Raw genomic sequence first — 25493 nt, 5'->3', positions numbered from 1 at the left:
TCCGCTCGGCGCGGCCGTCGCTCAGGTCGACATCTGCACGACGATGGCGGTGATGTTGTCATCACCCCCGCGCTCGTTCGCCAGGTCGATGAGGCGCTTGGGCACCTCCGCCAGGACAGCGGTGCCCTGCACCACCTCGTGCAGTTCGCGGTCCTCCACCATGTTGGCGAGACCGTCCGAGCACAGCAGGAAGACGTCTCCTGGCTCGGCCACGACCCCCATCACATCCACCTGGACTTCCTCCTCGAAGCCCACGGAGCGCGTGATGATGTTCTTGTAGCGCGAGTGCTTGGCTTCCTCGGGGGTGATCATCCCGGCCTTGATCTGCTCGTTGACCAGGGAGTGGTCCTCGGAGACCTGCTGGATGAGGGGGCCCCGGACGAGGTAGGCCCGGCTGTCACCCACGTGCGCGAAGAACGCGTGGTTGTCCCGCACGACGAGCGAGATGACCGTGGTGCCCATGCCCGACAGGCGCGGATCCTCCTGCGCGGTGGTGAAGATGGCGAGACACGCCCTCTCCACCGCCGTGCGCAAGGCATCCGGCAGGAGCGAGTCCTGCAGGTTGGGGCTGGTGACGAACGGGTTGTCCCGACCCTCCCGGGCCCGTCTTAGCTCCTTGTCGATGGTCTCGACGGCGATGCGCGAGGCGGTACCGCCTCCAGCATGGCCACCCATACCATCCGCCACGACGTAGAGCTGGAGCTCGTCGTCGATCAGGAAGCTGTCCTCATTATGATTGCGCTTACGCCCCACATCCGTGAGGCCGGCCGAGACGACCTTCATGCGGGGAGCCGCGGTCTGCCCTGCGGTTCTGGACACGAACGGGATGCTATGTGAGCGCTCGTGGCAGAAGCAAGGAGCCGTTGCACACTCTCTGCTACGCGCTGCGGCGGAGCCGTCCACGGGCCCCCCCTTCCGGGGCCGGCTCGCGCCTTGTCCGGGGGGGTCCGGAGGCCCGCGAGGCCGAGCGGACCAGGGCCTCGGCCGCTCCCAGCGCCTCGCGCGTCACCTCCACGCCGGACATCATCCGCGCCAGCTCCTGGGTGCGCTCGGCCCCCGCGTCCAGGGCGACCACCTCCGACACCGTGCGCTCCCCCTTGAGCCCCTTGCGGATGAGCAGGTGGGCATCCGAGTAGGCCGCCACCTGCGGCAGGTGGGTGATGCACAGCACCTGACGGTGGCCGCTCACGTCCTTGATCATCCGGCCCACCACGTCCGCGATGGCCCCACTCACCCCCGCGTCCGCCTCGTCCAGGATGTAGCAGCCACAGCCGTCACTGTCCGCGAGCGCGCGCTTGAGGGCCAAGAGCAGGCGCGACGCCTCACCGCCCGAGGCCACCTTCGCCAGCGAGCGGGAAGGCTCGCCCGGGTTGGCGCTGAAGAAGAACTCCACCTCGTCCAGGCCCTCGGCCTTGAGCTGGAGGCCCGGCGTCACCCGCACCTCGAAGGCCGCCTTGCCCAGGGCCAGCATCCCCAGCCCCTCGCGCACCTGGGTGCCAAACGTCCCCGCGCACGCGATGCGCGCCCGCGACAGGGCCTCGCCACTGCGGCGCGCCCGGTCCTCGGCGCTCTTGCGCTCGCGCGCCAGCTCCTCCAGCACCTCCTGGCGGTTGTCCAGCGTGGACAGCTCCGTCTCCAGCGCGTCGCGCTTCTGCAGCACGCCGTCCAGGGTGGTGGCGTGCTTGCGGCACAGACGCTTGAGCGCGTCCAACCGGTCCTCCACCTCGCCCAGCCGCGCGGGGTCCGACTCCAGGCCCTCCACGTACCGGTTGAGCCGCCGCTGCGCCTCCTCCAGCTCCGACAGGGCCGCGCCCAGCGACTGGGCCACCGGCGCCAGCGTGGCGTCCGTCCGGGCCGCCTCGTTCACCAGCCCCAACGCCCGGCCCACCGTCTCCACGGCGCTCGACTCCTCGCCCCCGAGCAACAGCTCCGCCTCGGCGCCCTGCCGCTTGAGCTTCTCCGAGCCCGCCAGCCGCTTGCGCTCGGCATCCAGCCGCACGTCCTCGCCCGGCTCCGGCTCCAGCTTCGTGATTTCGTCCAACTGGAAGCGCAGGAACTCGGCACGCTCGCGCAGCCGGTTCTCGTCCCCCCCCAGCGCTTCCATGCGCTCGACCACGTCGGCCACGGCCGCGTAGTCACACATATAGGTGGCGAGCTGCTGCTCCAACTGGCCGTACCGGTCGAGCAGCACCCGGTGCAGTCCCGCGTCGAAGAGGCTCACGTGCTCGTGCTGGCCGGCGATGTCCACCGCGCCGCGCATGAAGCGCGCCAGCACGCCCACCGTCACCAGGGAACCATTGATGTAGGCCTTCGCCCGGCCGCTGCGCCCCACCACCCGGCGCACCAGCACCTCGTCGCCCAGGTCCGGCAGGCCCAGCTCCTCCAGCCGCGCGCCCAGCACGGGAGTGCGCTCGAAGACGCCCTCCACCGAGGCTTCCTCACAGCCCGCGCGGATGGCGTCCGCGTCCGCCCGACCCCCCAGGAGCAGCCCGAGCGAATCCACCAGGATGGATTTACCCGCCCCCGTCTCGCCCGTGAGCACGGTCAGCCCGGCCCCGAACGCCACCTCCACCTCCTCGATCACCGCCACATTCGAAATGCGCAGACCCAGCAGCACGGTGCTCTCCCTCGCCGATCCAGCTACAGCCCTGTAGCTGAACAACCTAGCAGTGGCCTCTGACACTGCACAAGCGTTCCGTCCCGGAGCCCGAGCGCTCGCTCGCACCCACGAGCCGTGAGGGAGGACCCCGACCGTTGGGGGTCCATCCGTTCGCGCTATTCCGGCTGGAAGAGATCGACCAGGTCCTGCTCGGTGAGCATCTTGCCGAAGTCGCTGTCGGCGCCCAGCACGCCCGCGGCCAGCTCCTTCTTGCGCTTCTGGAGGCTGAGGATCTTCTCCTCCACCGTGCCGCGGGTGATCAGTTTGTAACTGATGACGGCGCGCGTCTGGCCGATGCGGTGCGTACGGTCCGTGGCCTGGTCCTCCACGGCCGGATTCCACCACGGATCATAATGGATGACGTAGTCGGCCGCGGTGAGGTTGAGACCGGTGCCGCCCGCCTTGAGGCTGATGAAGAAGAGCGGAGGCCCGTCGGGGCGGTTGAACTCGTCCACCTTGCCCATGCGGTCCTTCGTCCGGCCATCCAGGTAGAGGTAGCCCATGCCCCGCCGATCCGCCTCGCCCTTGAGCAGCTCCAGCATCTCCGTGAACTGGCTGAACACGAGCGCGCGGTGGCCCTCGGCGACCAGGTCCTCCACGAGCTGGCCGAAGCGCTCGAGCTTGGCGCTGGGCGGCAGGAGCGTGCCGGGAGGCATCTTGAGCAGGCGAGGGTCGCAGCACACCTGCCGCAGGCGCATCAGCGCGGCGAGGATGGAGACGCGGCTCCGCTTGAAGCCCATCTTCTCGATGGACTCGTTCACCTTGCGGCGGCTCTCCTCCAACACCTCGCGGTAGAGCGCCGCCTGGCCGGGCTCCATCTCGCACCACGCCACGCTCTCCGTCTTGGGCGGAAGGTCCTTGGCGACCTCCGTCTTGAGCCGGCGCAGGATGAAGGGCTGGATGCGGCGGCGCAGCCGGTCACGCACGGCCGTGTCGTTGGCCACCTGGATGGGCTGCTCGAAGCGGTCGCTGAAGCCCTCCGCGCTGCCTAGGAAGCCCGGCATGAGGAAGTCGAAGAGGCTCCACAACTCGCTGAGCCGGTTCTCCAGCGGCGTACCCGTGAGCGCGAGCCGCGTGTCGCTCGGCAGCGACTTGCAGGCCTGCGCCGTGGCGCTGTCCGCGTTCTTGATGTTCTGCGCCTCGTCCAGAATGATGTAGCGGAAGCCCACCTGGCTGAGCGCCTCCAGGTCGCGCCGCACGAGCGCGTAGGAGGTGAGCACCAGGTCCGCGCCCTTCAGGTCCTCCACCCGCTCCTTGCGATCCTGGCCGTGCCACACGACGACCTTGAGGTCCGGCGTGAAGCGCTCGGCCTCGCGCTCCCAGTTGGCGAGCACGCTGGTGGGCGCCACCACGAGCGACGGCTTGCGGCCCTCCTCGTTGGCCACCTTGCGCAACAGGCTCAACGACTGGATCGTCTTTCCCAGACCCATGTCGTCCGCGAGGATGCCGGACAGGCCGTGGCGGTGCAGGAACCACAACCACGCGAGGCCCGACTCCTGGTAGTGGCGCAGGGTGGCGTTGAGGCCCTCGGGCAGGGCCACCTTGGGCACGCCGTTGGTGTCGCGCAGCTCCGACATGGCCTTGCGCGCCTTGGTCTCCACCTCGGTGTAGTCACCCAGCTCCACGAGCAGGTCCAACGCGACGGCCTGGTGCAGCGGCAGGCGCGTCCGGGTGCGGCCCGGCAGCGCGCCGGCCTCCTCCAGCAGGTCCGCGGCGCGCTTGAGTTCCGCCAGGTCCGCCTCGGCGTAGGTGCCGTCCTTGAGCGGCACGAAGCGCCGGCCCGAGTCGAGCCACATGCGCACCGCGCCCAGGTCCACCGCCTGGTCATCGGTGATGAACTCGGCGTCCAGCTCGAACCAGCTCACCCCGCTCATGCCCACGCGGATGCGCGGCCGGAGCTTGGGACGCAGGCGCACCTTGGGGGCCTGCACGCCGAAGCGCTCCCACTCCTCCGGCAGCGACGCGAGCCCGCGCGCCCAGAACTCGATGGCCCCATCCCCGCTCGCGTCGTAGGCATGGGTGTGCGGATCGTAGCGCAGTCCCAGGTCCTGCAGGCGCTTGCCCGCGGCGCGCTCCTCCTCCTCGCGGCGCCGGTACAGCTTGCGCCCCTCGCTGCCCACGCCGCTCGCGTAGCCCAGGTGCGAGGCCGTGGGGGACACCGCCACGGTCGTCTGTCCGTAGCGCGCGGCGAGCTGCACCTTCACGCGCTCGGAGGCCCCCTCCAACGTGAGCAGGAAGCGCGGCTCGACGGACTCGTCCACGTCGATGTCGTCCGCCTTGAGCTGCATCTGGAAGCGCGGCAGGTGGGCGGCGAAGAAGGTGAGCACCCGGTCCAGCTGCCCCGCCGGAAAGGACATGGTGGGCTCGAGCAGCCACTTGCGCACCAGCCGCGGCGGCAGATCCGGCTCCACCGGCAGCAGGTTCTGTCCGGAGATGACGTAGGTGCGCATGCCCGCGAGCAGGATCGCGTCCTTGAGCGACAGGCTCGTGCCATCCGGCATGAGCAGCTCCAGACGCGCCGTGGCGCCGTCCTGGCGCGACTCGAGGTGGATCTGCGGACGGACCGGGTCGCTGGAGAAGAGGAGCGCGGTGCCGCGGTAGATGACGCGGCGCGGACGCAGGAACTCGAGCACCTCGCACAGGTCCTCGTCGGACAGGACGATGCGCGAGTCATAGCGCTGCTCGTGCTTGGCCAGCAGGATGAAGATGCGCTCATCGGCCGGGGCGATGCGCAGGCCCGCCTGGAGCATGCGCTTGATGTGCACCGGCCCCTTCATCTGCGCGTCCTGGCGGCGCACGTCCACCAGCCAGTGCCGGCCGCCAGGGCCCGTGTTGGACGGGGTGAGCCGGTAGAGGAATTCGTAGTCCGGCAGGGCGGACAGGCCGAGCCAGCTCTCCACCTTCGCGAGCGCGGGCAGGCTCACCGCGTCCCCGGGAGGAACCTCCTCCATGGGCATGGACTCATCGGCGTGCGCGTCCACCTCGTCCTCCGGGAAGGTCGGCGCGGGCGCGGGCGTGGACACGGCGGTGACCGGAGCCGGAGGCGCGGCGGACGCGGCGGCGGCGTTCATCGAGGCGCGCAACCGGGCGGCGAAGATGAGCGCCGCGGCCACCACGTGCTCGCAATGCGGCCCCTGGACGTTCCACGCGCGACAGGTGCATTTGGAGATGGGCTTGCCGTCTCCCACGTCGAGGGTGACCTCGTAGCGCACCTCGGGCGAGGCGCCGCTGGCCACCTGGGCGCGGATGCGATCTCCGTCCCGGTTCAGGCCGAAGACGCGGCGGGATTCCGCGACCTCGCGGCCTTTCTTGAAGGTGACGGGCTGGACCTCCGTCTTGAGGGCGCGCAGCCACTGGCCATCAATCGGGGGGGAAGCGTCTCGTGTATCGGCGATGGAAGGCACGTTCAGTAAGTCCCTTCCCCCCGGGGGCGAGGGGAATCCATTCGATTACCACAGTCGGGGCCGCTTGCGTCGCGGGAAATGCGCGGGGCGATGGCCAGAGGATGTTTCCCGGCCTTCCCCGCCCCCGCGCGGCGTGTGCGAGCATGGGGGGTCGAGATGGAACGCTTCCGCCCCCCCCGCGTCTTCGTCACGCGACGACTCCCCGGAGATGCCCTCGATCGCCTGGCCGCCAGGGCCGCACTGCGTGTATGGCCCGACGCCCTGCCTCCTCCCCGGGACACGCTCCTGGCCGAGGCCCGGGAGGCCGATGGACTCATCACCCTGCTGACCGACCGGGTAGATGAGGACCTGCTCGCCCAGGCGCCCCACCTGCGAGCCGTCAGCAACGTGGCGGTGGGCCACGACAACATCGACGTGGCGGCCTGCACCGCCCGGCGCATTCCGGTGGGCAACACGCCCGGGGTGCTCACGGAGACGACGGCGGACTTCGCCTTCGCCCTGCTCATGGGGCTGGCGCGGCGGGTGGCCGAGGCAGACGCGTACGTGCGGGCCGGCCACTGGCGCACCTGGGATCCGAGCCTGCTGCTGGGCACGGACCTGCACGGGGCCACGCTGGGACTGGTGGGCCTGGGCGCCATTGGCGTGGCGGTGGCCCGGCGCGCGCGCGGCTTCGGCATGCGAGTGCTGTACGTCAGCCGCCGGGCCCGGCCGGACCTGGAGGCGGCGCTGGGCCTCGTGCGCGTGGACAAGGGGCGGCTGCTGACCGAGTCGGATTTCATCTCGCTGCACGTGCCGCTCAACGAGGGCACCCGGCATTGGCTGGGCCGGGCGGAGTTCGCCGCCATGAAGCCCGGCGCCCTGCTGGTGAACACCTCCCGGGGTCAGGTGGTGGACCAGGCGGCGCTCGTGGACGCGTTGGCGAGCGGGCACCTGGGGGGCGCCGCGCTGGACGTGACGGACCCCGAGCCCCTGCCCCTGGACAGCCCCCTCTTGCGCCTGCCCCGCGTGCTGCTCGCCCCCCACATCGCGAGCGCCAGCCACACCACCCGGGGCCGCATGGCCTCCATGGCGGTGGACAACCTCCTCGCCGCGCTGGAGGGTCGCCGCCCTCCCCACTGCGTCAACCCGGAGCTCTTCGCATGAGCCACACCCCCACTCCCTTCATCGCCGGTCAGGACGCCTCGCTGCGCGAGGACGTGAAGGCGCGTCTTCGGGACGTGCCGGACTTCCCCAAGCCCGGCATCCTCTTCAAGGACGTGACGCCCGTGCTCGCGGACCCCCACCTGTTCCGGCGGGTGGTGGACGCGATGGCGGCGCCCTTCCAGGGCCAGCGCATCCACCGCGTGGTGGGCGTGGAGGCTCGCGGCTTCCTGCTCGGCGCGCCCATCGCCATGGCACTCCACGCGGGCTTCGTCCCGGCACGCAAGCCCGGGAAACTGCCCTGGCGCACGCGCACCGAACGCTACGCCCTCGAGTACGGCGAGGACGGATTGCAGATTCACGAGGACGCCATGGGTCCGGAAGACCGGGTGCTCATCGTGGATGACCTGCTGGCCACGGGCGGCACGGCGCAGGCGGCCTCGCGGCTGGTGACCCAGTTGGGCGCCCAGGTCGTGGGCTTCAGCTTCCTCATCTCGCTCGACTTCCTGCCGGGACGCCAACGGCTCGGCGCCGACAAGGTCTGCGCCCTGCTGTCCTACTGACGCGCATGAACACCCTCTCCCCTCGACCCCCCGCGCGCCCTCTGCTATCTGCCCGGCGCACGACATGGCGCACCGTGTCATTTCCACGAGAGGATGCTTCACGATGTCCGAGCCCGTTCAAGAAGCCGTTCATGTCATGGAGGCCTACACCGGCACGGAGAAGGGCTACCGCCGGGCCCACCCCCGGGGGCTCGTGTTCCACGCCACGTTCACCCCCTCGGCCGAGGCGCGCGCCCTGACGACGGCCGAGCACTTCCAAGGCGGCCCCCTCCACACGCTCGTGCGGCTGTCGAACGCCTCGGGCAGCCCTCACGCCCCGGACCGGGTGAACGACCGGGTGGGCAAGGTGCTGGGGCTCGCGGTGCGCTTCGAGCTGCCCTCGGGCGGACACGCGACGTGGGCCGCCGCCAACATCCCCGTGTTCCTCGCCCGCACGCCCGAGGAATTCATCCAGCTCACCACCGCGCAGCGTCCCGAGGGCCCCCAGCGCAAACCCAAGCTGCTGCGCGTGCTGGGCCACCTGGTGAAGCACCTGGGGGCGATCCGCGGCCTCAAGGGCGTCTTCGCCCTCAAGCCCACGCCCAGCTTCGCCCATGAGCGCTTCAACGGCATCCATGCCTACCACCTGCGCGACGCCGCCGGGCAGCGCCGGACGATCCGCTACCGTTGGACTCCCCGGGCGGGCGCCCACCCCCTGAGCGAGGCCCAGGCCGCGTCGATGCCCAGCCAGTACCTGCTCGATGAAATCCACGCGCGTGTCGCTCGCGAGCGCGTGGAATGGACGCTCCAGTTCCAGATGGCCCAGCCGGGAGACCCGACCGATGACGCCACCCGGGCCTGGCCCGAGGACCGGCCCCTGGTGACGGCGGGCACGCTGGTGCTCGAGCGCCCGTACGAGGATCAGCGCGAGTCGGAGCTGTTCGTCTTCGACCCCGCGGGCGTCGTGCCCGGCATCGAGCTGTCCGACGACCCCATCCTCCACTTCCGCGCGAAGGTGTACCGCGAGTCCCACCTGCGCCGCTCCCACGAGACGAAGCCCGAGCCCAAGCCGGCCGACCTGCGCCAGTAGCCCCCGGGGTGCCGGTTGACGGCGCCCTTCCCCGGGTTTATAAGTTGTTCAACCAACTTACGAAGGAGCCCGGGTGGCCCGTCCATCGAACACGGAGGAGCGGCGTCAGCAGATCGTCCAGGGGCTGCTGAGCGTCATGGCCGAGCGGGGCTATGAGCGGGCATCCATCGCGGAGATCGCCAAGGCGGCGGGGCTCAGCCCGGGGCTGGTGCACTACCACTTCACGCAGAAGCAGGAGGTGCTGCTGGCGCTGGTGGAGCAACTGGCGGCGCGCAGCGGGGAGCGGGTGCGCGCGAGGCTGGAGCGAAGCAAGGGGGGAGCGCGGGCCCAGGTGGATGCCTTCCTCGATGCCTTCCTCGCCACGGGAGAGGACGCGGACCCGGACGCGGTGGCGGCCTGGGTGACCATCAGCGCGGAGGCGGTGCGCCAGCCCGAGGTCCGCGCGGCCTACGAGAAGGTGGTGCGCGCGGATCTGGCCCAGTTGGAGGAGCTGGTCGGCGCGGTCATCGGGCGGCGGCGGGCACGGGCGGTGGCGGCGGGCCTCTTCGCCGCGGTGCAGGGCTACTTCGTGCTCGCGGCGGCGTCGCCGGAGCTGATTCCGGCGGGCAGCGCCTCGAGCACGGTGAAACGCATGGCCGCGGGCCTGCTCGACGCGGAGCCCGCCTCGGAGGGGACGTCATGACCATCGCCGTCTACGCGGGCAGCTTCGATCCGGTGACCGCCGGGCACCTGTCTATCCTCCGCCAGGCGGCGCGCCTCTTCGGCCATGTCGTGGTGGTGGTGGCCGTCAATCCCGACAAGCACACGCTGCTCACGGTGGCCGAGCGCGTGGAGCTGCTGCGCGAGGTGGTGGCGCACCACCCCAACGTCACCGTGGCCAGCACCGACGGACTCATCGTGGAGTACGCGCGCCGCATCGGCGCGAGCGTGCTCCTGCGCGGGGTGCGCGGCGCCACGGATGCCCAGTTCGAGACGACGCTCGCTCAGGCCAACCGCGCGCTCGCCCCCGAGCTGTCCACGCTCTTCCTGCCCGCCGAGTCCCACCTCGCCGAGGTGAGCAGCAGCCGGCTCAAGGAAAAGCTGGCGCGCGGCGAGGACGTGTCGGACTTCTGCCCTCCCGCCGTGGTGGCGCGACTGCGCCAACGCCTCCCGCCGTCTCCCTCCCCCTGGAGCTCCCGATGAGCCTGTCCTTCGTCACCCTCGGCGTGGGCGATGCCTTCTCCGCCCTGTACTACTCCTCGTGCCTGGCGCTCGAAGCGGAGGGGCAGGTGCTGCTCGTGGACTGCCCGCACCCCATCCGCAAGATGATGCGCGAGGCCAGCCTCTCCTCCGGAGTGCCGCTCGACGCGGACCGGGTGTCGGGACTCGTGCTCACCCACCTGCACGCCGACCACAGCTCGGGCGTGGAAGGGCTCGGCTACTTCTCCTTCTTCGTCCTCAAGCGCAAGCTGCGGCTGCTCGCCCATCCGCGAGTGACGGAGCGGTTGTGGGAGGGCCACCTCGCGGCGGGCATGGAGGACCTCATCCGCACCCCGGGCGGAGAGCCCCAGCGCCATGGCCTGGACGATTACTTCGAGCCCCTCGCCCTCTCCACCGAGACGGCCGTGCGCTTCGGCCCGTTCTCCATCGAGTGCCGCCGCACCTACCACCACGTGCCCACCACCGCCCTGCGCATCCGCGCCGGAGGCCGATGCCTGGGCTACAGCGCGGACACCGCCTACGACGAGGGCCTCATCGCCTGGCTGTCCGAGGCGGATCTCGTGGTGCACGAGACGAACCACGGGGTGCACACGCCCTACGAGAAGCTCGCCGCCCTGCCCTCGGCCACGCGGGCGAAGATGCGGCTCATCCACTACCCGGATGCGTTCGACGTCGGGGCGAGCCACATCGAACCGCTCGTCCAGGGCCGCCGTTACGAAGTGTGAACGAGCCGCCCGCTCTTCCGGGCCTTCCCGCTTCCCCCAGCGCACACCGCCAGGACTTCGGGTGTGGGAACGCCCCATGCCCCGCGAGCGCGCCGCCACCTCGGGGAGCGAGAGGGGAAGCCCCGGCGGCACGCCGCGTCAGCCAAAGAACGCGAGCGAGGATGCACGGGCGCGCGGGACATGAAAGATTCGCCACCTCGACGAACCGCTCATGTCCTCTCCGTTCCGCTCCCTCAGTCACCTCGCCCCGTTCCTGGCCGCCCTGTTCCTGGGGGGCTGCGCCGTCCTGACGGGAAGCACGTCCACGTCCACCGCATCGGCCTCGGCGAACGCGGACTCCGAATCCGCGGAGGATGACGAGCCCACCGTCACCCTCACGCTGCTGCACGTCAACGACGTGTACCAGTTCACGCCGGTGGACTTCGGGGCCCGGGGCGGCCTGGCGCGGCTGTCCACGCTGCGCAAGAAGATCCTGGCCGAGTCGCCCAACACGCTGTTCCTCATGGCCGGTGACACGCTGGGGCCCTCGGTGGAGTCCACCGTCCACAAGGGCAAGCAGATGATCGATGCGTGGAACGCGCTGGGCGTGGACTTCGCGGTGCTCGGCAACCACGAGTTCGACTTCGGGCCGGACGTGCTGCGCCAGCGCATCAAGGAGTCGCGCTTCACGTGGCTGGGCGCCAACGTCATGGACAAGGAGACGCGCCGGCCCTTCGGGGACACGCCGCCCTTCGTCATCCGCGAGGTGGGCGGCGTGAAGGTGGGCATCTTCGGCGTGCTGCTGGGCAAGACGAAGTACAGCTCCAAGCCCGGCCCCAACGTGTACTTCACCGACACGTGCCAGAAGGCGCGCGAGCTGGTGCCGCAGATGAAGGCCCAGGGCGCCCAGGTCATCATCGGGCTCACGCACCTGTTCGTCGCCGAGGACAAGGTGCTCGCCCGCTGCGCGCCCATCGATCTCATCATCGGTGGCCACGAGCACATCCTGATGCAGGCGGTGTCCAACGGCACCCCCATCGTGAAGATGTCCTCCGAGGCGCGGGAGCTCGGCCGGGTCACCCTGCACGTGGGCACCCGGAGCGGCAAGCTCAAGAGCATGGACTTCGACGTGACGCCCGTGACGCCCGACGTCCCCGAGGACGCGGCCTTCGCCTCCGCCATGCGGCCCTACGACGCGATGATGGCCGAGCTGTCCGAGCCCGTGGGCCGCACCCACGTGCCGCTGGACGCCATCGAGGACAACAACCGCACCCAGGAGACGAACCTGGGCTCCTTCATCGCGGACGCCTACCGCCAGGCGGCCGGGGCGGAGGTGGCCCTCATCAATGGAGGCGCCATCCGCTCGGACTCGGTGATGAGGCCCGGTCCCCTCACCCGCCGGGACGTGCTGGCCATCCACCCCTTCCCCGACTCGGTGGTGAGCATCGAGGTGACGGGCGCGGTGCTCCAGCAGGCGCTCGAGAACGGCGTCAGCCGCAGCGCCGAGGAGGCGGGTCCCGGCCGCTTCCCCCAGGTCTCCGGCATCTCCTACGCCTTCGACGTGTGCCGTCCCTCGGGGGAGCGGATCCTCCGCGTGCGCGTGAATGGCGAGCCGTTGGATTTCCATCGCACGTACACGCTCGCCACCAACTCGTTCCTGTCCGGCGGCGGCGACGGGTACACCATGTTCAAGGGCGCGAAGTACCGCCTGCGGCCCAAGCAGGGGCCCACCACGCAGGACGTGCTGCGCTCGGCCTTCGCGGCCCGTCCCATCGACGTGACCACGGACGGCCGCATCGAGCGGCTGCACGCGGGCACGCCCGACCTGACGACGAACAACGACGGGATCCTCGACTGCCCCACGATGCCCGCCCAGGCCTCGCACTGAGCTACGCCCACCCCCGCAGCTGGTAGACGAAGCGGCCGAACAGCTCGCGCAGCGCGTCCGAGCTGGCCGACAGGTTGGAGGCCCGGGGCTGCCACCAGCCCGTATGCGGGTACCAGCCGTGCGCGCGCACATCCACCACGAGCGTGTCCGGGTGCAGACCCACCGCCTCGAAGGTCCCCAGGGCCCGGGGCATGTGCGCCGCGCTCGTCACCAGGAGCAGCCGCTTCCAGCCCCGCTCGCGGATGAGCCGTTCGGACTCCAGGGCGTTCTCCCGGGTATTGCGGCTGCGCGCCTCGCGGACGATGCGCTCGGGTTCCACCCCCCACAACTCCAACTGGCGTCCCAGGATGTCCGCCTCCACCAACGCCCCGGCGCGCGTGTCCAGCGTGCCGCCCGAGATCAGCACCCGCCGCGCGCGCCCGGCCCGCAGCAGCTCGTAGCCCCGGAGGATGCGCTCCACGGCGGGCGTGTACTCGGGAAGCCCCGAGCGCTCCGAGGCATCCGCGTCCACCATGCCGCCCAGCACGATGACGGCGTCATAGACGGTGTCCGCCTGGTAGCTGGACTCCGCGCCCGCCTCCACCCAGCGTTGCAACAGGTTGGCCATGGGCTCCGTGGAGGGCACGTAGAGCACCAGCCAGCCGAGCACTTGCAGTCCCGTGGACAGCCGCGCCCGCCTCCGGCGCAGGATGCCGCCCGCCGCCACCAGCAGGAGTCCCCAGGTGAGCGGCGCGAGCAACAGGTCCAACACTTTCGACAGGAAGACGAACATGGGCGCCCGGGCCTACCGCTCGCCCCAGTGCAGCTTCTTGCGGAGGATGGAGAAGTAGCCCACGCCGGGGTCCCTCACGAGCTGCACGCGGTGGGGTGAGCGCACCACCTCGATGCTGTCGCCACACTGCAGGCTGTGGCCCGTCTGCCCATCCAGGGTGAGGAAGGTATCCGCCGTCTCGCTGCACAGGGTGACGCGGATGGTGCGGTCCGCCGGGACGATGGTGGAGCGGTGCGTGAGCGCGTGCGAGCAGATGGGCGTGAGCACCGTGCAGTCCACCGAGGGGTGGACGATGGGCCCGCCCGCGGACAGCGAGTAGGCCGTGGAGCCCGTGGGCGTGGCGAGGATGACGCCATCCGCCTTGTACTTGGCGACGGGGATGCCCTCGATGGACACCTCGTGGTCCGCCACGCGCGCGAGCGCCCCCTTGTTGATGACGATGTCGTTGAGCACTTCGTCGTGCACCAGCACCTTGCCGTCGCGCACCAGGCGGCACGTCAGCTTCATGCGCGACTCCATCTTGAAGCGCCCGGCGAGCACTTCTTCCAGGGCGGGGAAGAGCCCGTCGGCGGGGATCTCCGTCAGGAAGCCCAGCGTGCCCAGGTTCACCCCGAGGATGGGCACGGCGCGCCCCTCGAGCAGCCGCGCCGCGTGGATGAGCGTGCCATCCCCGCCGAGCACCACCACCAGCTCCGCCCGGTGCGCCAGCTCCCGGTCCTCCACACGCGGCCAGCCGAGCGTATGGGCCAGCAGCCGATCGCCCAGCACCTCCAAGGAGGGGTAGCGTTCACGGATCCGCGCGGCCAACTCCGCCGCCTCGGGCTTGTCCTTCTTCGCGACGAGAACCAGGGTCTGCACGATAAGTTCGGGTTCTAGATCAGCCTGAGCGGGCGGCGCTGGAGGAAATGGCCGCTTCGATGACCCGACGACACGTGTTACCCGGTGCGCAGGAGCCCCCATGGACCTCTTCGACCACGCCAGCCGCAAGGACGAGGCCACCCTGGCCCCCCTCGCCGAGCGCATGCGCCCCTCCAGGCTGGAGGAATTCGTCGGCCAGGAGCACCTGACGGGGGAGGGACGCTTCCTGCGCCGGGCCATCCAGCAGGACCTGGTCCCCTCGCTCATCCTCTGGGGCCCTCCGGGCACGGGCAAGACGACGCTCGCCCACCTCATCGCCCACTCCACGGGCGCCGCCTTCGAGTCCCTGTCCGCGGTGCTCTCCGGCGTGAAGGAGATCCGCGAGACGGTGGCGCGGGCCCAGGAGCGCTGGAAGATGCGCCGCCAGCGCACCCTGCTCTTCGTGGATGAGATCCACCGCTTCAACAAGGGCCAGCAGGACGCGCTCCTGCCCCACGTGGAGAAGGGCACCGTCACCCTCATCGGGGCCACCACGGAGAACCCGTCCTTCGAGCTGAACGCCGCGCTCCTGTCGCGCGCGCGCGTCGTCACCCTGCGCGGGCTGGAGGAAGAGGAACTGGTGGCGCTCTTGCGCCGGGCGGTGGCGGACCCCAAGGGCCTCGGGGGCAAGGTCCAGGTGGACGACGAGGCCCTCGCCTTCATCGTCCAGGCCTGCGGGGGGGATGCGCGCAAGGCGCTCACGGCGCTGGAGGCGGCGGCGGCGCACGGCGGCACCCGGGTGGACAAAGCCACGGCCGAGGAGGCCCTGCAGCACAAGGCGCTGCTCTACGACAAGGGAGGCGAGGAGCACTACGCCGTCGTCAGCGCCTTCATCAAGTCCATGCGGGGCTCGGACGTGGACGCGGCGCTCTACTGGATGACGCGCATGCTGGAGGCGGGGGAAGATCCCGTCTTCATCTTCCGGCGCATGGTCATCTTCGCGTCGGAGGACGTGGGCAACGCGGACCCGAGGGCCCTGGGCGTGGCGGTGGACGCGCTCCGGGCCTTCGAGCTGATGGGCCTGCCCGAGGGCACCCTGCCCCTCACCCAGGCGGTGACGTACCTGGCGCTCGCCCCCAAATCCAACGCGGTCCTCACCGCGTACGCCGCGGCGCGCGCCGCCGTCACCGAGCGGGGCGCGCTGCCCGTGCCGCCCCACCTGCGCAACGCCCACACGAAGCTGACGAAGTCGCTCGGCTACGGCGCGGGCTACAAGTACCCGCACAACTTCGAGGGCAACTACGTCCCCGAGGAATACCTGCCCCAGGTGCTCCAGGGGCAGCGCTTCTACACACCCACGCGCAACGGCTTCGAGCGGGAGCTGGCCGAGCGCTACGAGGAGATCCGCCGCCAGGTGGAGGGCCGCTCACGCGAGCCCGGCGAAGAGGGCTAGGAGTCGGCTAGGAGTCGGCTAGGAGGCCGCGTCCAGGGCGTCGTCGTCGTCGCCGTCCTTGGAGCGCTTCATGGAGCGGCCGGCCACCTCGTACTGCTTGAGCAGGCGGCGGAAGTTGGAGCGGTCCACCCCGGCGGCGCGCGCGGCGCTGGAGACGTTGTGGTTGTGCTTCTCGAGCAGCGCGGTGAGGTAGCGCCGCTCGAAGGCCCGCATGGCCAGGCGCTTGGCCTGGGCGTAGGGCAGGTGCGCGAGGCTGAACACCTCCACCTGGGCCCCGGCCTGGGGCGCCTCCTGGAAGCCGGGTGGCAGGTCATCCGTGTCCAGCACCTCCTTGGAGGTGAGCACCACGGCGCGCTCGATGACGTTCTCCAGCTCGCGCACGTTGCCCGTCCACCGGTTGCAGGTGAGCGCCTCCAGGGCGCGCGGGGTGAAGCCCGTCACGCGCTTGCCCGCCTTGGCCGTGTAGAGCTTGAGGAAGTGGTGCGTGAGCAGCGGCACGTCCTCGGGGCGCTCGCGCAGGGGCGGCAGGTCGATGGTGATGACGTTGAGCCGGTAGAAGAGATCCTCGCGGAACTTGCCCTCTTCCTTGGCGCGGCTCAGGTCCACGTGCGTGGCGGCGATGACGCGCACGTCCACCTTCACCGGCTCGTTGGCGCCCACGCGCTTGACCTCGCCCTCCTGCAGCACGCGCAAGAGGCGCACCTGGGTGGCGGGCGGCACGTCGCCAATCTCGTCGAGGAAGATGGTGCCGCCGTCGGCCGCCTCGAAGAAGCCCTTCTTGTTGTACGTGGCGCCGGTGAAGCTGCCCTTCACGTGGCCAAACAGCTCCGCGTCCAGCAGCGTGTCCGTCAGGGCCGAGCAATTCACCGCGATGAAGGGCTTGTCCTTGCGCGCGCTGCGGTAGTGGATGGCGCGCGCGACGAGCTCCTTGCCCGTGCCGCTCTCGCCCTGGATGAGGACGGTGGCCGTGGAGTGGCTCACCGTCTCCACCAGCTTGAACACGGCGCGCATCTGCGAGGACTGGCCCACTAGGTCCTCGAACTGGTTGCGCGCGCTGAGCGCTTCCTCCAGCGCGCGGGCCCGGTCGCGCAGGGCCTTGCGCTCGGCGGCCTTGGCCACCGTCATGCTCACTTCGTCGATGTTCTCGAAGGGCTTGGTGAGGTAGTCGTACGCGCCGGCCTTCACCGCCTCCACCGCCGTCTCCACGGTGGCGAAGGCGGTCATCATGATGACCTCCACGTCCGAGCGCGCCGCCTTGATGCCGCGCAAGAGGTCCATGCCCGACAGGTTCGGCATCTTGATGTCGAGCACGGCCACGTCGATGGACGGATCCTTCGCGGCGGTCAGCCCCTCCACGGCGTCGTCGATGGAGACGACCTGGTAGCCCTCGCGGGTGAGGATGGTGCTCACGGCCTTGAGGACGATCTGATCGTCATCCACGACCAGGACCTTGGCGCGCTTGGGAGCGGGGGTGGTGGGTGACGAACTCACGGCAACCTCTCGAGCTGCAGGGGAATGGGGATGTAGACGGTGAAGCGGGAACCCTCACCCATCTGGGTGTCCACCTTGAAGATGCCGCCGTGGTCCTCGACGATGCGGTAGGCGATCGCCAGACCCAGGCCCGTGCCCTGGCCCGGAGGCTTGGTGGTGAACGAGGGTTCGAAGATGCGCGTGAGGTAGCGCTCCTCGATGCCACTGCCCGTATCGGCGACGCGGAAGAAGCATCGGTCCTCTTCCCTCCCCGTCTCCAAGGTCAGCATTCCTCCCGCGGGCGGAAGGGCATGCAGACCGTTCTGCAAGAGGTTGAGCATCACTTGCGACAATTGTCCCGGATCCCCGAACAGCTCCGGCAGCTGGGGCTCCAGGCGCAGCTCCATGCGCACCTTGGAGTACGACTTGAGCTGCGCTCCGAAGAGCACCGCCGAGTCCTCCGCGCACTTGTTGAGTTGGAAGGGACGGCGATCCTCGGTGCGGCTGTGGCGGCTGAACTTCAGGAGGCTCTCCACGATGCGCTTGCAGCGCAGCGCGCTCTCCTCGATGAGGCCCAGCGACTCCAGGTCCGCGGCGTCCCGGCCGTCGTCGCGCTTCATCAACTGCGCGAAGGCGAGGATGCCGCCCAGCGGGTTGTTGATTTCATGCGCCACGCCGCCGGCGAGCTGTCCCACCGCCGCCATCTTCTCCGTCTCGATGAAGCGGCGGGTCATCTCGCGCTCGTCGGTGATGTCCCGGTAGGAACACACCGCGCGGCCCTCACCCGTGAGCGGGTAGGCGGACATGGCGTAGACGCGGCCCCGCCCGTGGATCTCCGAGCGTCCACCCCGGGCGCTCTCGAGCGCGCCGGGCAGCGGACAGTTGGGGCAGGGGCTGTCGCGGTCGAACAGCAGCTTGTGACACAGCTGCTCGGCGCCCTCCTCGCTCAGGGGCTCCTTGAGCCGCTCGCCCGCCAGCTCCAGGTAGGCCCGGTTGGCGCGGCGCACCCCGTAGTCCTGGCGCACCACCGCCAGCGGCGTGTCCATGGAGTCGAACGACAGCTCCCACTCGCGCTTGGCCTGGCTGAGCAGGTGCGTGCGCAGCGCCACGCGCGTCTCCAGCTCCGCGTTGAGCCGGCGCAGCTCGTCGTTCTGCTGCTGGGTCACCCGCAGCAGCCGCTCGTTCTCCGCCTGCAGCGCGTACTGCTCGAAGGCGCTCTTGACCGTGAGCACCAGGTGGCTGTCGTTCCACGGCTTGGAGATGAAACGGAAGATCTCCGAGCGATTGATGGCCTCCTCGATGGCCTGCTGATCCGCCTGTCCCGTGAGCATGATGCGCTGGGCCCGAGGCACCTGCGCCTTCACGCGGCTGAGGAACTCCACGCCGTTCATGCCCGGCATGCGGAAGTCCGAGATGACGACTTCCGGCGTGAAGCGCTCCAATGCCTTGAGGCCCTCCTCGGCGTCGGAGGCCGTCTCTATTTGCCAATCACCACGACGGAGCACCCGCCGGATCGACTTCAGGATGTACTCCTCGTCGTCCACCAGCAGCAGTCGACCGCGTGGTACCGCTCCCTGTGTCTGCGCCAGTTCCAGTGGAAACCTCGTCCTGGGTACGAAGCCACGAGCGTTTGCAATGAGGCTGCCAACATCCAGCTACTCGCAAACTGCCCTGATACCGGGTGCTTCCGTACCCGGGGCTCGGGCCCACCCTGGGTCTATCTATACCCCGACCTATGAATCGGGTCAATGCTGACCCACCGTTGTCCACCGAACAACCTAGCGAGAGACGGGCCGCTCGGTGGGCGAGAGGACGGTGTGGACACACACCCGATTACGTCCCTCGTGCTTGGCGCGGTAGAGCGATTCGTCCGCGGAGCGCACGAGCTGGTCGGCGCTGCCCACGGCGTGGTGCGGAAAGGAAGCGACGCCGACCGAGGCGGTGACGCGCAGGGTGCGCTCGGGTCCGGTGCGCAGCGTCCCCAGCTCGCGCCAGACGCGCTCGGCCACGGTGAGGGCGCCCGCCAGGGGAGTGCGCGGCAGGAGGATGGCGAACTCCTCGCCTCCATAGCGGGCGAGCAGATCCGTCTCGCGCACGCCGCGCTGGAGCGACGCCGCCACGTCGCGCAGCACGATGTCCCCCACCTGGTGGCCGTGCGTGTCGTTGAAGCTCTTGAAGTGGTCCAGGTCGATGAGGATGAGCGACAGCGGATCGTCGTAGCGCTGGGCGCGCCGGAACTCCTCGCGCAGCCGATCCTGGAAGTAGCGGTGGTTGTGCACCTGCGTGAGCCCATCCGTGATGGACAAACGCTCCAGGGAGTTCACCCGGGTGATGAGCGCGTCCAGACGGGCGCGCTCCTGGATGCAGCGGACCATCCGCGCCATGAGCTCCTCGGGATCCACGGGCGTGCGCACCACCTCGGCGCCCAGGCGCAGCGCGGCGAGCATCGCGGCGCGCTCCTCCGCGGACACCAGGGCGATGACCGAGGGGCCACTGCCCTCGTCATCCCGGGCCATCAAGTGCTGCAAGAGCGCGCGGGAAGGGCTGCCCGGCGGGCCCAGGACGAGCAGGACGAGGTGCGCCTCGGGAAGGAGTCGTTGGGCCTCCGCGCCCGCGGACACCAACCGGATGGCGAAGCCGTCCTGCTCCAACATGCCCACGAGTTCCGCCTGCCGTGCGGGCAACTCGTCCACCAGCAGAATGAGGCGCCTGTCTCCCACATCCACCCTCGGAACGAACCGTAAGCCCCTGACGCTACCACGCCGAGGCAACGCTCGGCGACCGTTGGATTGCACTCGCCCTGGGTTGTTTGATACCTGCCGCCTACCCGCGCCTCCCGAACGAGGGCGAACCGTCGAGGTCTCAATCGTGGGCAATCCTCCCAGTATCAGCCTTTTCTTCCCCGCCTGGAACGAGGAGGACTACGTGGAGCGCTCGGTCATGCGCGCCCTGGACGTACTTCCCCGGTTGACCAACGATTTCGAAATCATCGTCGTCAACGACGCCTCCACGGACCGCACGCAGGAGATCTGCGAGCGGCTCGCGGCGCGCATCCCCCAGTTCCGCTTCATCACCCACCCGGTGAACCTCAAGCTGGGCGGGGCCATGCGCACCGGCCTGTCCGCGTCCACCAAGGACGTGGTGGTGTACTCGGACATCGACCTGCCCTTCGACCTCAAGGAGCTGGAGCGGGCGCTGCACCTGATGAACTACCTGGAAGCGGACATGATCTGCGCCTTCCGCTTCGACCGCACGAGCGAGGGGCCCAAGCGCATCGCCTATTCGTTCGCCTACAACCTGCTCATCCGCACGCTATTTGGTGTCCATATGAAGGACATCAACTTCAGCTTCAAGGTGATGCACCGCCGGGTGCTGGAGGCGGTGGAGCTCAACAGCCAGGGCTCCTTCATCGACGCGGAGCTGGTGGTGAAGGCCATCCACCAGGGCTTCAAGGTGTTCCAGATGGGCGTGGACTACTTCCCGCGCACGCGCGGCATCTCCACGCTGTCCTCGCCCACCGTCATCCTCAAGATGGTGCGCGAGCTGACCCGGCTCTATCCGGAGACGCGCTGGCCCCAGGCGGCGAAGCGTCCGGTGCGGCTGCCCCCCTCGGTGGCGCCGCTGCACGGAGGAGCGCGCGATCGCGAGAAGACGCGAGGCCACGGGTAGGCCGGTGACGCGCACGCGCCTCATCGTCAACGCGGACGACCTCGGACTGCACCCCTCGCTGGACGCGGGCATCCTCCGGGCCCACCGCGAGGGCATCGTCACCAGCGCCACCGTGCTCGTCATGGGGCCGAGCGCCCCCGAGGCGGTGAGCCAGGCCCGGGCCCAGGGGCTCGCGCTGGGAGTGCACCTGGCCCTGTCCACCCGTCTGGCCCCCGCGGCGGACCCCTCGCGCGTGCCCACGGTGGCGCCGGGCGGGCGGCTGCGCGCGAGTTGGGCGGACTTCGCCCGGGCATGGCTGACCGGCCAGGTGCGTGGCGAGGAGTTGGAGCTGGAACTGGCCGCGCAGCTCGCCCGCGCGCGGGCCCTGGGCGCGCCGGTGGACCACCTGGACGCCCATCAACACCTGCACCTGCTCCCGGGAGTGCGACCCCGGGTGGAGGCCCTGGCGCGGCGAGAGGGACTGCCCGTGCGCTGGCCGGACCGGCTTCCCCGCGTCTCCTGGTGGCACACGCCTGGCCCCGCGGTGAAGACGACCCTGCTGACGCTGCTGGCTCGGAGCGCGCCCCGGCCCCGCCCCGGCGTGCGGCGGGTGAGCGCGGGCGGGGTGTTCGAAGCGGGCCAGCTCACCGAGTCCGCCCTGCTCGCCCTGCTGGAGACCCTGCCTCCCGGGGACTTCGAGCTGGGGTGTCACCCGGGCGAGGGCCGGCCTCACGTGCCCGAGGATCCGGCGTGGACCTACGGCTGGCAGTCGGAGCTGGACGCGCTCACCAGCTCCCGGGTCCGCGCCCGGCTCCAGAGCGCCGGGGTGGAGCTGACCACCTACGGCGCGCTGTCCGCCACATAGAGGATGTGGGGCGTGGAGTAGCCCGCGCCCAGGGCCACCGTCTCGCGTGGGAGGAAGCCGGTGTCACGCAGCACCCCGAGCACCGTCTCGCGGGATTGGAGCACCAGGTCGCCCCCCGCCTTCGTGCGGCCGAGCAACGTCACCATCACCCACTCCTGGGCGAGGCACTTGCGGTGCTTCCAGGAGCCATCGCCCTCGGCCTCCTTCAAGAGCAGCCGTCCACCGGGACGCAGCAGGCGCCGCGCCGCGCGCAGGAAGTCCGCCCAACGCTCCACGGGCAGCAGGTACAGGACATCGCACACCGCCACCGCGTCGAAGTGACCGGGGAGCCGCTGGGCGAGCGAGTCCACCCCGCCTTCCTCCACCTTCACATGGGGAAGGAGTCCCGGGCCCTTCCTCGCCCACTCCACCTTGCGGGGGTCAGGATCGACCCCATGTACCATCCGCCGAGAATCCCCCAGGGCGAGCAGGGCGGTGAGCAGGCCATGGCCACACCCCACGTCGGCCACGGCCCCTCCCGGAGGGACCCGGGCGGCGACGGCCTCCAGGGGCGCGGAGAAGGCACGGGCGTGGACGTGGAAGCGCTCCGCGGGAGGCAGGTGGGAGAAGAGCGCCAGGGCGGGAGCGAGGGGGGCGTTCACGAGAGGTAGTAATCCAGGCCGAAGGCGGCGGAGAGGAGGACGAGCGATACCGTACTCACGGCGAGGATGCCCTGGCGCACCCGAGGACGCTCGCGCAGGAGCCAGGCGAGGGTGAGGAAGAGTGGAAAGGCGGACAGGAGGTAGCGCCCCATGCCCATGAAGTCCTTGGTGGACACGGTGGGGATGCCGACCATGACGGCGCAGAACGCCCCGTAGCCCCAGCCCAGCTTCTTGAAGGTGGGCCACACCAGGGCGAGCGCTCCCAGGCTCAACGCCGCGTGGAGGCAGATCCACAGGACGAAGTCGGGGGTGGACTCGGGGGAGAAGACGCTCTTGAACCAGGACAGCTTGAGCCAGGAGCGCCAGCCAGGCACCTGGCCCCACGCCGCCTGCACCTTCACGAAGGCGAGCGGCTCCTGGAAGCGCCACTGCAGGTAGAGCATGTAGGAGACGAAGCCGAGCGCGGACAGCACGGGCAAGAGGTCCACGAGCGTCCAGCGCTCGTTGCGTTCGCGCTTCCACTCGAGCCGGCGCACCAGCAGGCCCACCACCACCGCGGGCGCCACGGGCCGGGCCGCCGTGGCCAGCGCGCCCAGCAGCACCGCCGGCCCCAGACGCCCCTTCTCCAGCAGGAGGAACGCGCCCACCACCATCAGGATGAAGAGCGCGTCGGAGTACATCACGCCATAGAGGAAGAAGGTGAAGGGGTAGAGCGCGAACAACAGGGAGGCCTGGAAGGCGGTGTCCTCATCCACCCGGGTGCGCGCCCAGCGCCGGAAGAGCAACACGGCGAGCGGCCCGCACAGCAGCGTCACCAGCACTCCGGCCCAGTGCACGTCGGGAACGAGCGTCCGCACGGCGCGGACGGCGAGGGGATAGAGCGGGAAGAAGGCCACGGAGCTCTGCTGTCCGGGCTTGTAGTGGTAGCCGTGCTCGACGATGTCCGCGTACCACCCGGAGTCATAGGCGAACCAGCCCCCGAGCACGTAGCCGCCGGGCCCCATCTCGGGACCCGGAGGCGTCTTGTGGTGCTGGAAGTACCACTCCCCGGCGCCCACGGCCGCGGCACAGACAATCAACGCGGACAGGATGACGAGAGCGAGGACGCGTTCGGGAGTACGGGGCATGGCGGCGCAGGCATCATCCAGAAACACGCGGGGGTCAAGGCGGGGTGCGTCTGGATGACGTGACGCTTTCCGCCCCGCCACCGTTCACCCAGAATGCCGCCCGTTCCAGTCACAGGAGAGAGCATGCTCCCCACGTTCCGCCACCTCATGGTGCTCGGGCTCGTCGCACTCGCCGGGCCCGTGAGGGCCCAGGCCGCGAAGCCCCCGGCGCCGCACCTCGACGAGCGCGCCCAATACCTTCGCGCGAACTACACCAAGTACGAGTACCGCATCCCCATGCGCGATGGCGTGAAGCTGTTCACGAGCGTCTACGTCCCCAACGACGCGAGCCCCGGCAAGCGCTATCCCATGATGCTCATGCGCACGCCCTACTCGGTCGCGCCCTACGGTCCCGACCGCTACCCCACCCGGATGGCGACCGAGGCCTTCGAGAAGGAAGGCTTCATCTTCGTCAGCCAGGACGTGCGCGGCCGCAACATGTCCGAGGGCGAGTTCATCAACGTGCGCCCCCACCTGGCCACGAAGAAGGGCCCCCAGGACATCGACGAGAGCAGCGACACCTACGACACCATCGCGTGGTTGGTGAAGAACGTCGCGGGCAACAACGGCCGCGTGGGCCAGTGGGGCATCTCCTATCCAGGCTTCTACACGTCCGCGGGCGCCATCGACTCGCACCCGGCGCTCAAGGCGGTGTCTCCCCAGGCCCCCATCGCCGACTGGTTCTGGGACGACATGCACCGGCACGGCGCCTTCAACCTGGTGCTCGCCTTCGACTTCTTCGCGGGCTTCGGCAGGCCCCGGCCCAAGCCCATCGATCCACAGGAATGGAAGTCCTTCGAGCACGGCACGCCGGATGGCTACCAGTTCTTCATGGACCTGGGGCCGCTGGGCAACGCGGACGCGCGCCACTTCAAGGGCGACGTGTCGTTCTGGAAGGACCTCGTCGCGCACCCGAACTACGACGCCTTCTGGCAGGCGCGCAACCTCCTGCCCCACCTCAAGAACATCAAGGCCGCCGTCCTGACGGTGGGCGGCTGGTACGACACCGAGGACCTGTACGGCCCGCTGCGCACCTACTCCGCCATCGAGAAGCAGAACCCCGGCACCCCCAACACCCTCGTCATGGGCCCCTGGTCGCATGGCGGATGGATCCGGGACGAGGGCTCCTCCCTGGGAGACGCCGACTTCGGCTTCCCCACGAGCCAGACCTTCCAGGCGCTGCTCTTCGCCTTCTTCAAGCACCACCTCAAAGGCGGCGACAAACCCGACCTGCCCGAGGCCTTCATGTTCGAGACGGGCGCCAACCGCTGGCGCCGCTTCGACACCTGGCCGCCCAAGCAGACACGCGAGCAACGGCTCTACTTCCAGCCCAAGGGAGGCCTGTCCTTCAAGGCCCCCACGGAGGGCGCGCCGTCCTTCGACGAGTACGTGAGCGATCCGGACAAGCCCGTGCCCTACACGATGGAACTCACCCCGTACTGGGCGAAGAACTACATGACCGAGGATCAGCGCTTCGCCGCGCGCCGTCCGGACGTGCTCGTCTACCAGACGGAGCCACTGGAGCGGGATCTCACGCTCGCGGGCCCGCTGGAGGCGGAGCTGTGGGTGTCCACCACGGGCAGTGACGCGGACTGGGTGGTGAAGCTCATCGACGCCAACCCCGGCAAGCTGCCCGGCTACACGCGCAAGGACGAGGAGGAGGGCGTGGTCAACCGGGGCCACCAGCAGACGCTGGTACGCGGCGAGCCCTTCCGGGGCCGCTTCCGGGACAGCTACAGCGAGCCCAAGCCCTTCAAGCCGGGAGAAGTGACGAAGGTGCGCTTCGTCATCAACGACGTGCTGCACACCTTCAAGCGCGGGCACCGGGTGATGATCCAGGTGCAGTCGAGCTGGTTCCCCTTCATCGACCGCAACCCGCAGACCTTCGTGCCCAACATCTTCGAGGCGAAGGAAGAGGACTTCGTGCGCGCCACCCACCGCGTGCACCATGCGGCCCAGCACCCGAGCGCCCTCAAGGTGAACGTCCTGCCGGCGCTGGACGACTGAGCCGGAA

At 69.9% G+C, this 25493-nt stretch carries 21 protein-coding genes; 11 read left to right on the top strand and 10 right to left on the bottom strand.

The window, feature by feature from the left end; genetic code table 11:
- Positions 1 to 21: 21 nt before the first annotated feature.
- From MEBOL_RS27665 to MEBOL_RS27655, 3 genes are all read right to left on the bottom strand, one after another.
- Positions 22 to 783 (bottom strand): Stp1/IreP family PP2C-type Ser/Thr phosphatase, encoded by a 762-nt coding sequence (locus tag MEBOL_RS27665; RefSeq protein WP_179956309.1) that lies wholly within the window; start codon positions 781 to 783, stop codon positions 22 to 24.
- Between the two features lie 94 nt (positions 784 to 877).
- Positions 878 to 2617 carry a DNA repair protein RecN gene (recN, locus tag MEBOL_RS27660; RefSeq protein WP_095980261.1) on the bottom strand — a complete coding sequence of 580 codons (1740 nt, stop codon included), beginning with the start codon at positions 2615 to 2617 and terminating at the stop codon, positions 878 to 880.
- Between the two features lie 158 nt (positions 2618 to 2775).
- Positions 2776 to 6063 (bottom strand): DEAD/DEAH box helicase, encoded by a 3288-nt coding sequence (locus MEBOL_RS27655; RefSeq protein ID WP_095980260.1) that lies wholly within the window; start codon positions 6061 to 6063, stop codon positions 2776 to 2778.
- A gap of 156 nt (positions 6064 to 6219) precedes the next feature.
- On the opposite strand from MEBOL_RS27655, the gene MEBOL_RS27650 reads away from it, so the two are divergent.
- The 7 genes from MEBOL_RS27650 (at position 6220) to MEBOL_RS27620 (ending at position 12627) form a co-directional block, all read left to right on the top strand.
- On the top strand, positions 6220 to 7206 hold the full coding sequence (locus tag MEBOL_RS27650) for a 2-hydroxyacid dehydrogenase (protein ID WP_095980259.1): 987 nt from the start codon (positions 6220 to 6222) through the stop codon (positions 7204 to 7206).
- A gap of 41 nt (positions 7207 to 7247) precedes the next feature.
- A complete protein-coding gene (locus MEBOL_RS27645) occupies positions 7248 to 7766 on the top strand; it encodes an adenine phosphoribosyltransferase (RefSeq protein ID WP_245920151.1) in 519 nt (172 codons plus the stop codon).
- A gap of 103 nt (positions 7767 to 7869) precedes the next feature.
- Positions 7870 to 8835: a catalase gene (locus MEBOL_RS27640; RefSeq protein ID WP_095980257.1), complete on the top strand. Its 966-nt coding sequence runs from the start codon at positions 7870 to 7872 to the stop codon at positions 8833 to 8835.
- 73 nt (positions 8836 to 8908) lie between these two features.
- Entirely contained in the window at positions 8909 to 9517 is a 609-nt protein-coding gene (locus MEBOL_RS27635; protein WP_179956308.1) for a TetR/AcrR family transcriptional regulator, read from the top strand.
- Positions 9514 to 10017: a pantetheine-phosphate adenylyltransferase gene (gene coaD / locus MEBOL_RS27630; RefSeq protein ID WP_095980256.1), complete on the top strand. Its 504-nt coding sequence runs from the start codon at positions 9514 to 9516 to the stop codon at positions 10015 to 10017. The genes MEBOL_RS27635 and coaD overlap by 4 nt, the downstream gene beginning before the upstream one ends.
- Positions 10014 to 10760 (top strand): MBL fold metallo-hydrolase, encoded by a 747-nt coding sequence (locus MEBOL_RS27625; protein WP_095980255.1) that lies wholly within the window; start codon positions 10014 to 10016, stop codon positions 10758 to 10760. The genes coaD and MEBOL_RS27625 overlap by 4 nt, the downstream gene beginning before the upstream one ends.
- Before the next feature lie 211 nt (positions 10761 to 10971).
- Complete coding sequence (locus MEBOL_RS27620) at positions 10972 to 12627, top strand: bifunctional metallophosphatase/5'-nucleotidase (RefSeq protein ID WP_095980254.1); 1656 nt, start codon at positions 10972 to 10974, stop codon at positions 12625 to 12627.
- 1 nt (position 12628) lies between these two features.
- Here MEBOL_RS27620 and MEBOL_RS27615 read toward each other — a convergent pair whose 3' ends face one another.
- A complete protein-coding gene (locus tag MEBOL_RS27615) occupies positions 12629 to 13399 on the bottom strand; it encodes a YdcF family protein (protein ID WP_095980253.1) in 771 nt (256 codons plus the stop codon).
- Between the two features lie 12 nt (positions 13400 to 13411).
- Positions 13412 to 14257 (bottom strand): NAD(+)/NADH kinase, encoded by an 846-nt coding sequence (locus MEBOL_RS27610; RefSeq protein WP_095980252.1) that lies wholly within the window; start codon positions 14255 to 14257, stop codon positions 13412 to 13414.
- Positions 14258 to 14357: 100 nt separating this feature from the next.
- On the opposite strand from MEBOL_RS27610, the gene MEBOL_RS27605 reads away from it, so the two are divergent.
- On the top strand, positions 14358 to 15689 hold the full coding sequence (locus MEBOL_RS27605; RefSeq protein ID WP_095980251.1) for a replication-associated recombination protein A: 1332 nt from the start codon (positions 14358 to 14360) through the stop codon (positions 15687 to 15689).
- Between the two features lie 18 nt (positions 15690 to 15707).
- Here the strand turns inward: MEBOL_RS27605 and MEBOL_RS27600 are convergent, their stop codons facing one another.
- From MEBOL_RS27600 to MEBOL_RS27590, 3 genes are all read right to left on the bottom strand, one after another.
- Positions 15708 to 17180 (bottom strand): sigma-54-dependent transcriptional regulator, encoded by a 1473-nt coding sequence (locus tag MEBOL_RS27600; protein ID WP_095980250.1) that lies wholly within the window; start codon positions 17178 to 17180, stop codon positions 15708 to 15710.
- Positions 17177 to 18754, bottom strand: a complete 1578-nt coding sequence (locus tag MEBOL_RS27595; RefSeq protein WP_095980249.1) for a response regulator — start codon at positions 18752 to 18754, stop codon at positions 17177 to 17179. The genes MEBOL_RS27600 and MEBOL_RS27595 overlap by 4 nt, the downstream gene beginning before the upstream one ends.
- A 183-nt stretch (positions 18755 to 18937) precedes the next feature.
- Positions 18938 to 19879 (bottom strand): GGDEF domain-containing response regulator, encoded by a 942-nt coding sequence (locus MEBOL_RS27590; RefSeq protein WP_245918901.1) that lies wholly within the window; start codon positions 19877 to 19879, stop codon positions 18938 to 18940.
- A 148-nt stretch (positions 19880 to 20027) separates the two neighbouring features.
- Between MEBOL_RS27590 and MEBOL_RS27585 the strand changes: the two genes are divergently transcribed.
- Together MEBOL_RS27585 and MEBOL_RS27580 are read left to right on the top strand one after the other, a co-directional pair.
- Positions 20028 to 20828: a glycosyltransferase family 2 protein gene (locus MEBOL_RS27585; protein WP_095980248.1), complete on the top strand. Its 801-nt coding sequence runs from the start codon at positions 20028 to 20030 to the stop codon at positions 20826 to 20828.
- Positions 20829 to 20832: 4 nt separating this feature from the next.
- Positions 20833 to 21672 (top strand): ChbG/HpnK family deacetylase, encoded by an 840-nt coding sequence (locus tag MEBOL_RS27580; protein ID WP_095980247.1) that lies wholly within the window; start codon positions 20833 to 20835, stop codon positions 21670 to 21672.
- Here the strand turns inward: MEBOL_RS27580 and MEBOL_RS27575 are convergent.
- Positions 21648 to 22313: a class I SAM-dependent methyltransferase gene (locus MEBOL_RS27575; protein WP_095980246.1), complete on the bottom strand. Its 666-nt coding sequence runs from the start codon at positions 22311 to 22313 to the stop codon at positions 21648 to 21650. The genes MEBOL_RS27580 and MEBOL_RS27575 overlap by 25 nt on opposite strands.
- Positions 22310 to 23440, bottom strand: coding sequence for a mannosyltransferase family protein (locus MEBOL_RS27570; RefSeq protein WP_095980245.1), 1131 nt, complete (start codon positions 23438 to 23440; stop codon positions 22310 to 22312). Before MEBOL_RS27570 ends, MEBOL_RS27575 begins: the two co-directional genes overlap by 4 nt.
- Positions 23441 to 23563: 123 nt before the next feature.
- On the opposite strand from MEBOL_RS27570, the gene MEBOL_RS27565 reads away from it, so the two are divergent.
- Positions 23564 to 25486, top strand: coding sequence for a CocE/NonD family hydrolase (locus MEBOL_RS27565; protein ID WP_095980244.1), 1923 nt, complete (start codon positions 23564 to 23566; stop codon positions 25484 to 25486).
- Positions 25487 to 25493 lie beyond the last annotated feature (7 nt).

The sequence above is a fragment of the Melittangium boletus DSM 14713 genome (assembly GCF_002305855.1).
GTDB lineage: Bacteria > Myxococcota > Myxococcia > Myxococcales > Myxococcaceae > Cystobacter > Cystobacter boletus.
Note: the sequence above shows the minus strand (reverse complement) of the source record. Positions and strands in the feature narration are given on the sequence as shown.

Bases quoted from the DNA above. Each gene is read 5' to 3' on its own strand.
- MEBOL_RS27665 (WP_179956309.1), bottom strand. From the start codon at position 783: ATGAAGGTCGTCTCGGCCGGCCTCACGGATGTGGGGCGTAAGCGCAAT.
- MEBOL_RS27650 (WP_095980259.1), top strand. From the start codon at position 6,220: ATGGAACGCTTCCGCCCCCCCCGCGTCTTCGTCACGCGACGACTCCCC.
- MEBOL_RS27640 (WP_095980257.1), top strand. From the start codon at position 7,870: ATGTCCGAGCCCGTTCAAGAAGCCGTTCATGTCATGGAGGCCTACACC.
- coaD (WP_095980256.1), top strand. From the start codon at position 9,514: ATGACCATCGCCGTCTACGCGGGCAGCTTCGATCCGGTGACCGCCGGG.
- MEBOL_RS27625 (WP_095980255.1), top strand. From the start codon at position 10,014: ATGAGCCTGTCCTTCGTCACCCTCGGCGTGGGCGATGCCTTCTCCGCC.
- MEBOL_RS27620 (WP_095980254.1), top strand. From the start codon at position 10,972: ATGTCCTCTCCGTTCCGCTCCCTCAGTCACCTCGCCCCGTTCCTGGCC.
- MEBOL_RS27615 (WP_095980253.1), bottom strand. From the start codon at position 13,399: ATGTTCGTCTTCCTGTCGAAAGTGTTGGACCTGTTGCTCGCGCCGCTC.
- MEBOL_RS27605 (WP_095980251.1), top strand. From the start codon at position 14,358: ATGGACCTCTTCGACCACGCCAGCCGCAAGGACGAGGCCACCCTGGCC.
- MEBOL_RS27570 (WP_095980245.1), bottom strand. From the start codon at position 23,440: ATGCCCCGTACTCCCGAACGCGTCCTCGCTCTCGTCATCCTGTCCGCG.
- MEBOL_RS27565 (WP_095980244.1), top strand. From the start codon at position 23,564: ATGCTCCCCACGTTCCGCCACCTCATGGTGCTCGGGCTCGTCGCACTC.